This is a genomic window from Mycolicibacterium phocaicum (assembly GCF_010731115.1).
Lineage (GTDB): Bacteria > Actinomycetota > Actinomycetes > Mycobacteriales > Mycobacteriaceae > Mycobacterium > Mycobacterium phocaicum.
Genome location: NZ_AP022616.1, coordinates 2,666,562 through 2,680,570, shown reverse-complemented (window position 1 = coordinate 2,680,570; position 14,009 = coordinate 2,666,562). Strand labels below are relative to the sequence as shown.

Genomic DNA, 14,009 nt, shown 5'->3' with positions numbered 1-14,009 from the left:
TCAATTTTCGTCTTCGGCGCCGGAGGCGAGCGCGTCCTCGACTTTCTTGCGGGCGCCGGCCAGGTGCTCTTCGCAACGTTTTGCCAGTTGTTCGCCCCTTTCCCAGAGCTGGAGCGAGGTGTCGAGGTCGAGCCCGCCCGCTTCCAGTTTGCGGACGACCTCGATCAGTTCGTCGCGGGCAGCTTCGTAGCCGAGCTGACTAATGTTCGTCATATATTCCTTCGCTCACGGTCGTGACGGCGCCGTCGGCCACCCGGATTCGGAGTCTGGTTCCCGCCGGGGCATCCTGCGCCGACCGCAGGACCGCACCGCCGGCTGACAGGTTCTGCACCACGGCATACCCGCGGGCCAGGGTCGCAGCCGGCCCGAGCGTGGCCAGCCTGGCCGACAGGTGCCCGACATGGTCGGTCTCGGTGGCGATGAGCCGCCGGATGTCGCGGCGCGCGGCCGTCACCGCCCGGGTGATCTCCGCGGCGTGGGCGTCCAGCGCCTGCAGCGGCTGCGCCAGCACCGGGCGGCCGCGCAGCTGACCGATGAAGCGCTCCTCGCGGTGCACCCAGTTGCGCAGGGCCTGCGCGCTGCGCCGCCGCAGGTCGGTCACCAGCGCCTGCTCGGCGGCGGCGTCGGGGACGACGCGTTTGGCCGCGTCGGTCGGCGTGGCCGCCCGCAGGTCGGCGACCAGGTCGCACAGCGGGTTGTCCGGTTCGTGCCCGACGGCGCTCACCACCGGCGTGGTGCAGGCCGCGATCTCGCGGCACAGCGTCTCGTCGGAAAACGGCAGCAGGTCCTCGACGCTGCCGCCGCCGCGCGCGATCACGATGACGTCGACGTGCGGCGCGGCGTCCAGCGCGCGCAGGGCCTCGACGATCTGTGGTACCGCATTGGCGCCCTGCACCGCTGTATTGCGGATATCGAAGTGGACGGCGGGCCAACGACTTTGGGCGACGGTGACGACGTCATGCTCAGCCGCCGAGGCGCGGCCGGTGATGAGGCCAATGGTGTTGGGCAGGAACGGAATCGGGCGCTTGAGTCGGGGGTCGAACAGGCCTTCGGCATCCAGCAGGCGGCGCAGCCGGTCGATGCGGGCAAGCAGCTCACCGATACCGACGGCGCGAATCTGGCTGATACGCAACGAGAATGAGCCGTTGCGGGTATAGAACTGCGGCTTGCCCAGCATGATCACCTGGGTGCCCTCTGACAGGGCGACCGGCGCGTCGTCGACCAGGGCACGCGGGCAGCTGACCGACAGCGACATGTCCGCGGCCGGGTCGCGCAGCACCATCCACGCCGTCGACTGACGCAGCTTGAGCTCGGTGAGCTGACCTTCGATCCAGATGGTGCCGAGCCGGTCGATGTACTTGGCCACCCGGGTGGACACCGCCCGGACCGGCCAGGGATTCTCGGCCGAGTTCGGGATCTCGGCAGCTGTCACCGCATCACTTCGCGGTCGCGCGGGTGATCCTGTTGGCCAGCAGCGTCTGGAACGGCGCGCGGGACTTCGTGTTGTTCTCGTAGGTCAGCAGCGCCTCGAGGTCGTCCACCTTGAGCTGGGGGAGCCGGGCGCGCAGCTGGGCCAGGGTCAGCTCGGCGTAGTCCAGGGCCTCGACGATCGCGGGGGTCGCGACGCTCGCGCCGTTGGCGGCCGCACCGTTCGTCGCCGGCTTCGGGGTCTCGGCGGCCCCCGTGCTGTACAGCGCGAACCGGCCTTCCGTCAGGCGGGCGCCGTCGGGCTGCTCGGTGGCCGGGCCGGCGGGATCGTCAGCACCCGGCTCGAGCAGATCTTCGTCGAATGTGGCCCATTCCGGCTGCTCGTCCTTGGGCGGGAACCACTGCTCCAGGGTCTCGTCGCCCTTGTTGACCAGTTCGGCCAGGTCCTGCTGCATTTTCATGACCAGCTGGGCGAGCTGACTGGCCAGCGTCATCGGGTAGGTCAGGATGGTGTGGGGGAGCCGAATGGTCTCCTCGAGCGCGGTCGCCGCCGCGCCGACCAGCAGCCGGACTCCGTAGGGCGCAGTAGACATGCCTGCCAGAGTACGGCTGGCTGTGGCCCTGCGGTGATCAGTACCCTTGTGCTATGCCACCGACCATCAATATGGGCATTCCCGGCGCCACCGTTTCGGTCGCCGGAGAAGCTATGAGCAAAACCGGCAAGCGCGTGCTGCTCGCCGAGCCGCGTGGCTACTGCGCCGGCGTGGACCGCGCCGTCGAGACCGTGGAGCGCGCGCTGGAGAAGCACGGCGCTCCCGTGTACGTGCGCCACGAGATCGTGCACAACCGCTACGTGGTGGACACGCTGGCCAAGGCCGGTGCGGTGTTCGTCGAACAGACCGAAGAGGTGCCCGAGGGTGCCATCGTGGTGTTCTCCGCCCACGGCGTCGCGCCGACGGTGCACGAGGAGGCCGCCGCCCGCAATCTGCGGACCATCGACGCCACCTGCCCGCTGGTCACCAAGGTGCACAACGAGGCCAAGCGCTTCGCCCGCGACGACTACGACATCCTCCTGGTCGGCCATGAGGGCCACGAAGAGGTCGTCGGCACCGCCGGCGAGGCGCCCGAGCACGTGCAGGTCGTCGACAACCCGGACGCCGTCGACAAGGTGACCGTCCGCGACCCGAACAAGGTCATCTGGCTGTCCCAGACCACGCTGAGCGTCGACGAGACCATGGAGACCGTCCGACGGCTGCGGGAGAAGTTCCCGACGCTGCAGGACCCGCCCAGCGACGACATCTGCTACGCCACCCAGAACCGCCAGGTCGCGGTCAAGGCGATGGCTCCCGAGTGCGAACTCGTGATCGTCGTCGGCTCACGGAACTCGTCCAACTCGGTTCGTCTGGTCGAGGTGGCCCTGAACGCCGGCTCCAACGCCGCGAAGCTCGTCGACTACGCCGAGGACATCGACCCGGGCTGGCTCGAGGGTGTCACGACCGTCGGCGTCACCTCAGGCGCGTCGGTACCGGAAATCCTGGTGCGCGGCGTGCTCGAGCGCCTCGCGGAATTCGGCTACGACACCGTCCAGCCGGTCACCACTGCCAACGAGACGCTGGTGTTCGCGCTGCCGCGCGAGATTCGTCCCGCCCGGCACTAGTTCTTCGAACGCAGACGCGGTCGGTCAGTCCCAGTTGTGGGGCTGACGCGGCCGGCGTTCGCGCGGCTCGGCTGCCGCATCGTCGTCGGCACCGCGGTACCGCACCCGGGAGACGGGGTGGTGGGCGCCGCTGGGTGGTGCGTTGCGCGACGGGCGGGCCGGCGACTGGTAGCGGTCGCCGGGCTCGTACGGATCGTCGGCGTAGCGACGCCGCCGCGGCTCGGCCGCGGACGGGCGCTGCGGTCGTTCATAGCGGTCCCGCTCGCGTGGCTCCCGGTAGTCGTAGCGCTCCTGCGGGGCGCGGCGCGGCTCGCCGGCCGGACGGGGACGGCGCCGCGGCTCGTCGGGCACCGCGTACGAGTCGGTGGCGGCCGGGCGGGGACGTGCGGGCCGCGGCCGGCGCATCTGGCCGGGCACCGGTTCGATCAGCTCGGTGTCGCCGGCCTGTGCCCGGGCGCGGGACGGACGCGGTGCGCGCTGCGGGTCGGCAGCGCTGCGGCGCGGCGACTCCGCCGCCGAACGACGCGACGAGGTGGCACGGGTACGGGAGCTGCGGGGCGTCTGGCCTGTCGTCAGCTTGGTGAGCTTGGCCGACAGCGTCGCGGCGAGACCGGCGGGCGCGACGTCTTCGTCGTCGGCCTGACGGCGGCTGCGGCGCGGCTTGGGCTCGGCGACGGCCTCTTCCGTGTCGTCTTCCTCGTAGGTCAGGAACTGCGGCAGGACGAACCAGCGGATCAAACCGAGGATCAGAACCGTCGCCGCGGTGAAGAACATCGTCGGGAAACGCTCGATCAGCGGATAACCGCAATTGATCAACAGGTCCTTGATGCCGGCGATCTTGTCGCTGTGGAACATGAAATACGCGCCCGGCACGGCGACGAAAAGGATCAGCGGGGGCTGGATGACCGCGGTGAAAATCCCGGACCGCCGCACGCCGAGCACAGCGAGTACACAGCCGGCCACGTAGCAGAAAGTGAAGAAAGCGCTGAGTTCTTTGTCACCGGTGCCGGCGTCGTAGGCGAAGCCGATCGCGGTGGCTGTGACGGCCAGCACAATGGCTCCCCACCAGGGGATTCCCGGGATGCTGGGCAGCGCCGAGCGGCGATCGAGGGCGGCTTCGGGCCCATGATGCTCTGCTGACACTCCTAGACCGTACCGGCAATCTGGGCCACTGTGCCTGCAGGTGGGCGTTGGGACGGTGTGGCGTCTCCTAAACTAACGAACTCGTGGGTCTGAACCTGGGAATCGTCGGTCTGCCGAACGTCGGGAAGTCGACGTTGTTCAACGCGTTGACACGTAATGACGTGCTCGCGGCTAATTATCCGTTCGCAACGATCGAACCCAACGAGGGTGTCGTCCCGCTGCCCGACCCGCGGCTCGACAAGCTCGCCGAGATCTTCGGTTCCGAGAAGACCGTCCCGGCGCCCGTAACGTTCGTGGACATCGCCGGCATCGTCAAGGGCGCGTCCGAGGGCGCGGGCCTCGGCAACAAGTTCCTGGCCAACATCCGCGAGGCCGACGCCATCTGTCAGGTGGTGCGCGCCTTCGCCGACGACGACGTCGTCCACGTCGACGGCCGCGTCGACCCCAAGTCCGACATCGAGGTCATCGAGACCGAGCTGATCCTCGCCGACATGCAGACGCTCGAGAAGGCGCTGCCGCGGCTCGAGAAGGAAGCCCGGACCAACAAGGACCGCAAGCCGATCGTCGAGGCCGTGGCGGCGGCCCAGGCGGTGTTCGACGAGGGCAAGACCCTGTTCTCCACCGGCAAGGACTGGTCTGCCCTGCGTGAGCTCAACCTGATGACGGTCAAGCCGTTCCTGTACGTCTTCAACGCCGACGAGTCGGTGCTGACCGACGAGGCCCGCAAGGCCGAGCTGACCGCGATGGTCGCCCCGGCCGAGGCCGTGTTCCTGGACGCCAAGATCGAGGCCGAGTTGCTGGAGCTCGACGACGAGTCCGCCGCCGAGCTGCTGGAGTCCATCGGCCAGACCGAGCGCGGCCTGGATGCGTTGGCGCGCGCCGGTTTCCGGACGCTGAAGCTGCAGACCTACCTGACCGCGGGACCCAAGGAATCGCGGGCGTGGACCATCCACCAGGGCGACACCGCACCTCGCGCAGCGGGGGTTATTCACACGGACTTCGAGAAGGGCTTCATCAAGGCCGAGATCGTCGCCTTCGACGACCTGGTCGAAGCCGGCTCCATGGCGGCCGCCAAAGCCGCCGGCAAGGTCCGGATGGAAGGCAAGGACTACGTCATGGTCGACGGTGACGTGGTCGAATTTCGCCACGGACAACCATCTAAGTCAAAGTCGTGACCGGTCGGTCCTTCACGGCGCGGCTGCCGTGAGTCGGTAGGTGGTGGTGTAGGCCTCGGGCCGCCCGCCGCCACCCGGTGCGATGGCGGCCTCGGGATCAGACGCGGCGGCCAGGTTCAGGGCCAGCAGTTGCGCCAGCAGGTCTTCCTCTGGATTGAACCCGTACGCGCGGACAACGGCGGCATCGAGAACGTCGTGTAGCGCCCGCAGTTCCGACTTCCCAGGGGTACGCAGCGCGTCGTACTGCTCTCCCAGCGTGATGCCCTTGGCGAGCTTCGCTTCGCGGTAGTCGATGATGGCGGCCATCGCTTGCGCGACCTCAGCCACGGCCTCTCCTGGTGAGGTCGGCCACGGAAACGAATCCCATACCGTGGTCGACGTGTAGCGAAGGTCGGACTTCAATTTGGAGCACCGCTCCTCGAACCACGCTCTATGAAGCGCCGACGACACGACGCCGAGGGTGTAGTCGTCATCGAAGGCAATGACGGTCATCGAATCGTCGGGTCGGATCGACGTGTCCACGAATTGGAAGACGGAGACCCGCTGCTCTGCCGCCACCCGAGACGTCGCGATGTAGCGCTGCAACGGAGCGAACGCCTCGATCATGTCGTCGCGCCGATACGAATGCTGCCACCACTTGTTCAGGAAGTTCTTGTTGTGCCAACGCACCTGTGCTTTCGAATTGCGTTTGAGGATCGCGGCATTCGCGGTGGCCTCCTTCTCGGCAGCCGCTTCCCGGTCTGGCAGCACCAGCTTGCGCAGCCTCGCCAGGGCACCTGGAGCAGCGACCTTGACGTCCAGCGCGTCGTCGTGGGGGAGGTCGATGATGAAGTTCTGGGGTCCGAGGGAGTGGAGCAGCACCTTCCCACCGAGGACTGGGTGAATGAACGCCGCCGAACCGGGGTCTGTCTTGCCAAGGTCGGCGGCCTCGCCTCCGGTCAAACGGAAGGCATCGATTTTTCCCGTCGTCTGGCCTTGGAAGATCCGCTTCGGGGCCTTGTTTTGGGGCAGCGAGGCGGCAGTCCCGACGTCGGTGACCGGCCTCAGGCTGGCGGCGATGTCTTCGACTTCGAGTCGGAGTTGCCCATTGTTCAGCCAAAGGACCTTCTTCGCGGGTGCGTGGTTCGCGCCCTTCACCCAGTTGACGATGGACACGTGAACCACGGCGTCACCCGACCACGGGGTGACCGAGACGGCTTCGAAGATCACCCCATCGTTCTTGACGACGTAATCGAGTGACGCCTTCCGCGAGTCGCCGTCGCGTACCGCCTGCGTAGCGACAAACCCCGCTCGGCCGCCCTGGGGTAGTGCCTTGTGCGCCAGGGGAAACCAGTAGGTGACGAAGTCACTCACGCCGGGGTTCGGATACTTCCCGTCAAGGTCTGATACGTAATCGGCACCGAGTTCGGCTGCCATCTTCCGCCGACCCAGATAGGGCGGGTTGCCGATGAGCACGTCCGCGCTGGGCCACTCCGAGAAGAGAGCGTCGCGGCAGCGAATCGACTCGTCGAGGTTGTCCAGGGGGAGTGCGTCGACGTACTCCTCCAGCTCGTCGGCAGCCAGCTTCTTTGCCATCATCATGGTCACCTTTGCCACCTCGACGGCGAAGGCGTTGGTGTCGATTCCCATGAAGTGATCGGGCGTCACGTAGGAGATCGTCGCCTGGCCGGACTTGGTGCGGCGGCGAGCAGCGATGCGATTCTTGACCTCGACCTCAAGGCGGCGCATCTCCCGATAGGCCACGTACAAGAAGTTGCCCGACCCGCACGCCGGATCGAGCACTCGGTAGCTGGCCATTGCTAGCTGAATCTGCTCCAGGTCGCCGATCGTCTTGGCGGCTTCGATTCGCTCCATCCAGGGGTCCACGATGCAGGGGATCACCACTCGGGCGATGTCGGCCTGAGACGTGAAATGAGCGCCGTAGGCGTGACGTTCGTCCTTGTCCATCGAGGTCTCGAACAGAGTGCCGAAGATCTCGGGGCGGACGGCAGCCCAGTTCGTTGTGCACGCCCACCGAATGGCATTTAGCTCGTCTCGGTTCATCTCAATCGGCGTGATGTTCTCGAAGATGCCGCCGTTGAAGTAAGGCGTCCCGACGAACTGGCCACCCTTCGTCCGACCGGGCGTGTTCATCTCTCGGAACAGTGAGCCGAGCAAGTCGTAGGCGTCGCGGCCAGATTTGGCCTCTTCGACAACGCGGGTGAAGAACTTCTCGGGCAGCAGGCCGATGTCTTCGGCGAACATCGCCACGACCGACTGGAGAACGAAGTGCTGAGCATCCAGCCGAGGGACCCCGCGATCCTTCATCGAGCGAAACACGCTGGACACTTGCGCCGCCGCCTCGCGCGTGACCTGAACGAGGTCGTTGCCGAATAGCGGTGTCTCGGGCTCCGGCAAGAGGAACGCGAGCACTTCTCTCCGGTTGACCAGATCATCGAGCTTCAGTACGTCCATTGGAGCGTCGAGTTGGAGGTCGAAATCGTAGACCCAGAACTCGTCAAAGTTGCAGAGCACCACGTAGTTCGGGCGGTGGGGCACCACCTGGATCCAATACTGGAAGGCCTGTCGGAAGTGCTTCGAGAGGTCGGTCCCGGCCTTCTTCATCTCGATGATGCAGCGCGACTCCCAGAGCAGATCGGCGAATGAGGTGCCCTTGGTCTCGGCCTTCCGAACGCGTGCCTCCAGGGTTGCCCCGGCCTCTCGGACGCCGCCGTTTCCGAACGCTTTGAACAGTCGGTCGAGGAAGACCTGAGCCTCGCCCTTCTCGTCACCCTTGAGGAGGTTATGCCGGTACGCGATGAACTCGGCGAGATCCTGCTGGAGCGTCTCAGGCTGCACGGCCCGGCCCCTGAGTCGGCGCGAACGCTTTCGATGGTGTCGAGGCCATGACAGGCACTGTAAAGCCGTCCACTGACGTCACCCGAGGGGACACGGCGACCGCTCCCGAGCGTCACTCGTCTTTGACGAGGCGCAGAACCGGGCGCTGATCTTCCTCTCCCAGGAGGTCGCGCAGCTGCCCAGGGCTGATCTTGAGGACATCCGCGAGAACGGGTACGCCCGCGCCGTGCTGACCAGCCAGCTCGACGCCCTTCCGCAGAAGCGTTGCTACCTCACCGGGGTACGCGCTGGTGGGGTCCGCCGACGGGTCGTACGTCATGGCCAATCGTTGGTAGGCCCGCCGTGCGGACGAATCAGTCGTGCGATGCCGCTCCACCATCCGACGGACCAACGACTTTGGCGAAACACCCCACGTTCGACCCAGTCGATGCAGGGCCGGTAGATCGAGCCTCTCGGGCAGTACCGCGTCCATAGACGCGGCAGGGGTTAGAAATGCCGCAGCAAACTCGTCTGCCTCACGCTCCACCGCCTGGCTCGACTCGCCGGAGTCTCCGTGAAGGAGCAAGTGGCCGACCTCGTGAGCGATCGAAAATCGATGTCCGAAGACGTTCTCGCTGCGCCGGGGCGTTGTGATGATGATAGGACGGTCCACGATCACTACCGAGAAGGCGTCGACCGCATCGATCTCGCCTAGCGGACGCACTGCTACCACGATGCCGTGAGATTCCACGGTGGCTACCAAGTGCTTCACCGGCCCATCGGGGAGGTTCCAGTGCCTGCGCAGCATCGCAGCGGCGTCCGCAGGCGCGGTGCCAGGCTCAATTTGCGGTAGGTTCGGTACCGGCAGCTTGACGTACCTCTCAAGCGCGAAGGTCAGTTCCCACATCAGTGTTGCCGTCGCGACTGCTCGTTGACGGTCGCTCGCGCGAGCGGATCTCAAGCTCCGAAAATGCGCATGGACGGTATCCATACGGGCGAGAGGGCGGCCCACCCCGAAGAACCCCGGTCGCACCCTCAAGGCCTTCGCCATTCGATCGATAACGTCAGGACGCGGCGAGTTAACGCCCGCCTCGTACTGGCCGATCGCGGCAGGCGAAACGCCCACTTCTGCGGCGAGGTCCGTCTTGCTTATCGCAAGGCGCACACGGGCCTGGGTCAGCCGCGCTGGGTCGAATCGACCATGCGTTTGACCGGCCTCGGGCCAGTCGAACAAGCTTGGCGGATCATCAGTCATCCGTGCTCGGGCGCTCCTGCGGCCGCGGCTCGACCGAGGGACCCTCGGGCGTGCCGCTGTCGAACGAGTCCGCACTCGACGTATCGCGATCGGTGTCCGAGGTGGGCTCCCAGATCGACTCGAGCCCACGAACTTCGACCTTGCCGGTGGCTTCGTCCAGAACGGCGACGCCCCAACTTATCGACTGCAACTGCCACGGCGACGATTCAACCATCACCAGCACCACCGGCATCTTGTCGCCTGCTGCCCGCAACGTGTGACCGAGTTCGCCGCCCGGAGGATCGTCGTCGTCAGCCCGGCCCTCGTCCACCAGGACGGGATCGAACAACATCGGCGGCGGGGGAGAAGCGGAGAAGCCATTCTTCCGCGTCGGACTCGAAGCGAAGAAGCTGACCGCATCCGCAGAGCCGGGGACCCGCCACACGTACACCAGGCAATCGTTGACCACCGGGATCTTGTAGCCAGCCGGAGTGAGCTTCTGCGACTGGAAGCCGCGCCCCGTCAGCGCATCATTGGTGTCGTCCAGCAGGTCACGCCACTGACTTCCGAAGGCCATCGAGTATCGAGTGCCCGCGACTTGATGAGCGTCTGCGAAGCGATTATGTCGAGACCGTATGACCTCGACCAGCGCGTCACGGACTGTTTTCGCGTGCGGGCCGAGAGCATTGGTGGGGGAACTCGGAACCATGAAGGCGTCTCCTGTATCCGCGTCCGGGAGCGTGGATCGAACTGGACGCGACTTTAGTATTGCACACGTTTCGCGCGTAGCTGCTATATCTGCAATGTGAAAACGCGCATCGGCGAGCCGGGCTGGCGACCGCCGGGACGGTGAGCGGCCGAACAGGTTTTCTAACCGCCGATACGGCGGCGCATCCAGGTTGGCGGCGGCGGCATGGTGCCCTCGCGGACGCGGCGAGCGATGTCGAGCGGCGACGCGAAGCCCCAACCCTGGCCCATCGAGTGGACCAGCACGTCGTGGGAGACCACCAGGGCGCCCAGCCCGGGTCGTCGCCGTGCTCGTATGAGGGCTCGATGCCGAGAAGGTGTCCCCAGAACGTCGACATCCGGACCGGGTCGACACAGTCGATCGTCACTCCCGACCATTGGTTCGGCACCGCGGCACTCCCCTCCCTCTGTGGATCAATCATGCGCTTGGCGGGCGACCGCGGGAAGCGCTCGACGAGGCGAGCTTGATGCTCCTATTTCTGTTAATAGTCAAGCGGCGTGGTTGAGCTGGGTGTTTAACCATTGGCGGTAGGTAGCGGCGAGGGTGTCGTCGCGTTTGAGGCCGCGTTCGAGGCGGGAGATGTCGTTGGGCCATACGCCGAAGTGGTCGGCGACGGCGGTGAGAGTGATGTTTGTGGCTCGACGAGCCGGGCGGAGGTCGCTGTAGTCGTCGATCGGGCTGGGTGCGGTGAGGTGTTTGAACATCTCGCGGGCGATAGCGCGTTTGAGCATCCGCAGGATCTCTTTTTTGGACCGGCCGGCGGCGGTCTGGCGGGTGACGTAGTCGCGGGTGCGTTGGTCGTGGGCCATGCGGACCAGGGCGATGCGGTACAGGGCGTTGTTGGCGGCGCGGTCGCCGCCGCGGGAGAGTCGGTGGCGGCTGGTTTTCCCGGACGAGGCCGGGATGGGAGCGACACCGGTGAGCATCGCAAAGGAGGCTTCGCTGCGGAGCCGTTGGGGGTTGGTGCCGGCGGTGATGATCAGTTGAGCGGCGGTGTCCGGGCCGACGCCGTAGGCGGCCCGGAGTGCAGGATTGAATGCAGCAGTGAGGGTGTCGAGCTCAGCAGTGATTTCGTCGGCCTGATCTTGCAGGAAGGTGACGCGGCGGGCCAGTGTTTTGCAGGCCGTCAGTACTGAGACCGTGACGGGATCGTTGTGTGTAGCGGGTCGGCATCTGGACAGCGCGGCCACGAGCGTCAGCGTGGTGGTGTAGCCGCGGTAGCGCTCGCGTATCTCGGCGGGAGCGGTGACGAGGAGGTCCTTGATCTGCTGGATGGCTGCGGTGCGGGCTTTGACGGCGCCGCGACGGGCGGTCAGCAGGGCTTTGAGTGCATTGGTGTGGGGTCTTTGGGGACGGCTGGGCTGTTGCTGGCCAGCGCGGCGCGGGCGGCACTGTAGGCATCGAGCGGGTCGGATTTTCCTTGCCTGCGCCTGGCTGCCCGGTCGGGTCGGTTGACTTCAACGACGTGAATAGCGTTGGCCTGCAATGCTTGTGTGAGTCCGGCGCCGTAGCTGCTGGTGCCCTCGACTCCTGCGGTCACGATGTCACCAAAGCTGCGGGCCCAGCAGATCGCGGCCCAGTAGCCGGTGGGGTTGGTGCGGAATTCGGCGTCGCCGAGCGGTTGGCCGGTGTCGGTGATGGCGGCGACGTGGATGGTGTCCAGATGGGTGTCGGCGCCGATGACGACTCGGCGTGGGGATGTCACGATGGTGGTGTCCTCTCCGTAGTAATGAACCGTGCGGGTGGGTGACAACCCTGCGGGGCGGGCAGACAAGACATTGATGAGGAACGGCCAGGCTCCTGATTAGGTCATGTCCGCCCCGCTGGGCTCTCGGGGCAACGCTTGCTCGCGCGTCGCTGGTGAGACAGATCAAGTCGAAGACAACCCAGCAGGGCGTCAGTCGGTGGGAGGGTCATCACCAGCGGCGAACGAGCAAGGTCATCCTCGCCCGAACGGGTTGAACACAATCAATGTCGGTGGTCGCCGATATCGTGCGCAGCATGAAGCTTGTTTCCACCCGCATCATCACCGCCGACGTCCCGAGCCTGGTCGGCTTCTATGAATTGGTGACCGGGGCCGAGGCGGTCTGGGCCAATGAACTGTTCGCGGAGATCCCCACGCCGGTGGGCACTTTGGCGATCGGCAGCGACAAGACCGTGCCCTTGTTCGGGGCGGGTTCCGCCGAGCCGGCGGCCAACCGGAGCACCATCATCGAGTTCATCGTGGATGACGTCGACGCGGAGTACGAACGGCTGCGAAGCCGGTTGGACGAGGTCGTCACCGAGCCCACCACGATGCCGTGGGGTAACCGGTCGCTGTTGTTCCGCGATCCCGACGGCAACCTCGTCAACCTCTTCACGCCGGTGAGAGACGATGCCAAGGCCAAATTCGGGGCGTAGTAGCTGATATGCGGCATAGCATCTGCTGGTGAGCTTCGTCGTCTCGCCGGACGCGTACGGCCGCTACATGGGCCGATACGCCGAGCCGCTCGCGGACGTCTTCGCCGCCTTCGCCGGGATCACGGCCGGAGCGAAGGTGCTCGACGTCGGCAGCGGACCCGGCGCGCTGACAGCGCGGCTGCTGGCGACGGGCGCCGAGGTTGCGGCCATCGATCCGTCGCCGCCGTTCGTCGATGCGATCCAGGCGCGGTTCCCCGGGCTCGACGCCCGCCTCGGGACCGCTGAGGAACTGCCTTACGACACTGCGACTTTCGACGCCGCGCTCGCCCAACTGGTGGTGCATTTCATGACCGATCCCGTCGCCGGCATCGGGCAGATGGCGCGGATGACCCGGCCCGGGGGCGTCGTCGCGGCGTGCGCGTGGGACGGCCCGACGGGTGCGCTGGCACCGTTCTGGGACGCCGTCCACGTGATCGACCCCGACGCACAGGACGAGGCGTTGCTATCTGGCGCGCACAGAGGCCACCTCACCGAGATCTTCGACGCCGCCGGGCTACGCAACGTGACAGAGGATGCCATCGCCATCGACGTGCTGCACCCGAGCTTCGAGGAGTGGTGGGAGCCGTACACGTTCGGTGTCGGACCGGCCGGGGACTACGTCCAGCGCCTCGATGACGAGAGGCGTGGCATGCTGAAAACCGTTGCGCGCGAACGTCTTGGCGACGGACCGTTCACCGTGACGGCCACGGCGTGGGCGGCGCGCGGCACCGTCTGATCCCGTCACGAAATGCCGAGTGCCGCGGCGACCAGATGCCAGAGCCGTTCGGCGGCAAGATCGGGATCGGCACGCGGTGTGGCCCGGAGCTGTTGGGCGATGCTGTGCCGCAGTCCGCCGATGACGAACGCCCCGGCGCTGTCGGCGTCGATGTCGTCGGGCAATTCACCGGACTCTTGCCCGTGGCGGATGTTGTCGGCTGCGGCCTCGCTCATCGTCTGGAGATGGACGGCCTCGAGTTCGGCGAGTTCGGGGTCCAGCGTCGCGCGGCCGAGCAGGATCGGCGCCAGCTCATCGTCGAAGTGGTAGACGACGAAACGGCGGGTGCGCTCGCGCTCCCGGACTCCACAGTCGGCGTCGACGGGTAGGTGCACGTCGGCGATGGCATGGCGCAGCCCGTGATAGAAGTCGTCGTAAACCGCTGCGAGAAGCCCACTTTTGGAACCGAAGTGGTGATAGAGGGCGCCGGTGCTGAGCTGCGCCCGGCGGGTCAGTGCGCTCAGTTCGAGCACGCCGTTGCCGCGCACCAGTTCGTCGCGCGCGGCGGTCAGAAGTTGTTGACGTCCGATCGGGGCACGTGCCATAGTCCAAAACATAACAGAACTCGGTTATGTTTCGGCGGGAGTGGAGCA

15 protein-coding genes are annotated in these 14,009 nt (G+C 66.3%); 4 read left to right on the top strand and 11 right to left on the bottom strand.

Translation table 11 applies throughout. The features are described from left to right. From G6N46_RS12880 to G6N46_RS12870, 3 genes are read right to left on the bottom strand one after another with little or no spacing between them, the layout of a single operon-like run. Positions 1–213 (bottom strand): exodeoxyribonuclease VII small subunit, encoded by a 213-nt coding sequence (locus tag G6N46_RS12880; protein ID WP_138248186.1) that lies wholly within the window; start codon positions 211–213, stop codon positions 1–3. Further along, positions 200–1,432: an exodeoxyribonuclease VII large subunit gene (gene xseA / locus G6N46_RS12875; protein ID WP_138248187.1), complete on the bottom strand. Its 1,233-nt coding sequence runs from the start codon at positions 1,430–1,432 to the stop codon at positions 200–202. Before xseA ends, G6N46_RS12880 begins: the two co-directional genes overlap by 14 nt. Positions 1,433–1,436: 4 nt before the next feature. Further along, positions 1,437–2,021: a lipid droplet-associated protein gene (locus G6N46_RS12870; RefSeq protein WP_138248188.1), complete on the bottom strand. Its 585-nt coding sequence runs from the start codon at positions 2,019–2,021 to the stop codon at positions 1,437–1,439. Between the two features lie 53 nt (positions 2,022–2,074). Here G6N46_RS12870 and G6N46_RS12865 point away from each other — a divergent pair, with 53 nt between their 5' ends. Beyond that, positions 2,075–3,085, top strand: a complete 1,011-nt coding sequence (locus tag G6N46_RS12865) for a 4-hydroxy-3-methylbut-2-enyl diphosphate reductase (protein ID WP_073696220.1) — start codon at positions 2,075–2,077, stop codon at positions 3,083–3,085. A 24-nt stretch (positions 3,086–3,109) separates the two neighbouring features. Here G6N46_RS12865 and G6N46_RS12860 read toward each other — a convergent pair whose 3' ends face one another. Next, on the bottom strand, positions 3,110–4,228 hold the full coding sequence (locus G6N46_RS12860; RefSeq protein ID WP_138248189.1) for a DUF6542 domain-containing protein: 1,119 nt from the start codon (positions 4,226–4,228) through the stop codon (positions 3,110–3,112). Between the two features lie 83 nt (positions 4,229–4,311). Here G6N46_RS12860 and ychF point away from each other — a divergent pair, with 83 nt between their 5' ends. Continuing rightward, on the top strand, positions 4,312–5,403 hold the full coding sequence (gene ychF, locus G6N46_RS12855; protein WP_138248190.1) for a redox-regulated ATPase YchF: 1,092 nt from the start codon (positions 4,312–4,314) through the stop codon (positions 5,401–5,403). A gap of 12 nt (positions 5,404–5,415) precedes the next feature. On the opposite strand, the gene G6N46_RS12850 is transcribed toward ychF, so the two are convergent. The 6 genes from G6N46_RS12850 to G6N46_RS28670 all read right to left on the bottom strand — a co-directional run bounded on the left by G6N46_RS12850 (position 5,416) and on the right by G6N46_RS28670 (position 11,907). Further along, positions 5,416–8,241, bottom strand: coding sequence for a class I SAM-dependent DNA methyltransferase (locus G6N46_RS12850; protein ID WP_064860383.1), 2,826 nt, complete (start codon positions 8,239–8,241; stop codon positions 5,416–5,418). 112 nt (positions 8,242–8,353) lie between these two features. Continuing rightward, positions 8,354–9,475, bottom strand: a complete 1,122-nt coding sequence (locus G6N46_RS12845) for an XRE family transcriptional regulator (RefSeq protein ID WP_064860384.1) — start codon at positions 9,473–9,475, stop codon at positions 8,354–8,356. Next, on the bottom strand, positions 9,468–10,031 hold the full coding sequence (locus G6N46_RS12840; RefSeq protein ID WP_234789748.1) for a hypothetical protein: 564 nt from the start codon (positions 10,029–10,031) through the stop codon (positions 9,468–9,470). Before G6N46_RS12840 ends, G6N46_RS12845 begins: the two co-directional genes overlap by 8 nt. A 293-nt stretch (positions 10,032–10,324) precedes the next feature. After that, the gene (locus G6N46_RS12835) at positions 10,325–10,462 is read right to left on the bottom strand and encodes a hypothetical protein (protein WP_163692738.1); all 138 of its coding nucleotides are present in this window, start codon (positions 10,460–10,462) and stop codon (positions 10,325–10,327) included. A 228-nt stretch (positions 10,463–10,690) separates the two neighbouring features. Further along, complete coding sequence (locus G6N46_RS28675; RefSeq protein WP_235688640.1) at positions 10,691–11,392, bottom strand: transposase; 702 nt, start codon at positions 11,390–11,392, stop codon at positions 10,691–10,693. Positions 11,393–11,514: 122 nt separating this feature from the next. Further along, positions 11,515–11,907, bottom strand: coding sequence for an IS110 family transposase (locus tag G6N46_RS28670; protein ID WP_235688617.1), 393 nt, complete (start codon positions 11,905–11,907; stop codon positions 11,515–11,517). Between the two features lie 296 nt (positions 11,908–12,203). Here G6N46_RS28670 and G6N46_RS12825 point away from each other — a divergent pair, with 296 nt between their 5' ends. Continuing rightward, the gene (locus G6N46_RS12825; RefSeq protein WP_064858229.1) at positions 12,204–12,602 is read left to right on the top strand and encodes a VOC family protein; all 399 of its coding nucleotides are present in this window, start codon (positions 12,204–12,206) and stop codon (positions 12,600–12,602) included. A 28-nt stretch (positions 12,603–12,630) separates the two neighbouring features. Further along, complete coding sequence (locus tag G6N46_RS12820; RefSeq protein WP_064858224.1) at positions 12,631–13,377, top strand: class I SAM-dependent methyltransferase; 747 nt, start codon at positions 12,631–12,633, stop codon at positions 13,375–13,377. Between the two features lie 5 nt (positions 13,378–13,382). On the opposite strand, the gene G6N46_RS12815 is transcribed toward G6N46_RS12820, so the two are convergent. Continuing rightward, positions 13,383–13,961, bottom strand: coding sequence for a TetR/AcrR family transcriptional regulator (locus G6N46_RS12815; RefSeq protein ID WP_138248193.1), 579 nt, complete (start codon positions 13,959–13,961; stop codon positions 13,383–13,385). Positions 13,962–14,009: the final 48 nt, after the last annotated feature.

What these genes read in the sequence shown, in the direction of transcription:
- G6N46_RS12880 (WP_138248186.1), bottom strand. Translation starts at nt 213, where the DNA reads ATGACGAACATTAGTCAGCTCGGCTACGAAGCTGCCCGCGACGAACTG.
- G6N46_RS12870 (WP_138248188.1), bottom strand. Translation starts at nt 2,021, where the DNA reads ATGTCTACTGCGCCCTACGGAGTCCGGCTGCTGGTCGGCGCGGCGGCG.
- G6N46_RS12865 (WP_073696220.1), top strand. Translation starts at nt 2,075, where the DNA reads ATGCCACCGACCATCAATATGGGCATTCCCGGCGCCACCGTTTCGGTC.
- G6N46_RS12845 (WP_064860384.1), bottom strand. Translation starts at nt 9,475, where the DNA reads ATGACTGATGATCCGCCAAGCTTGTTCGACTGGCCCGAGGCCGGTCAA.
- G6N46_RS12840 (WP_234789748.1), bottom strand. Translation starts at nt 10,031, where the DNA reads ATGGCCTTCGGAAGTCAGTGGCGTGACCTGCTGGACGACACCAATGAT.
- G6N46_RS12825 (WP_064858229.1), top strand. Translation starts at nt 12,204, where the DNA reads ATGAAGCTTGTTTCCACCCGCATCATCACCGCCGACGTCCCGAGCCTG.
- G6N46_RS12815 (WP_138248193.1), bottom strand. Translation starts at nt 13,961, where the DNA reads ATGGCACGTGCCCCGATCGGACGTCAACAACTTCTGACCGCCGCGCGC.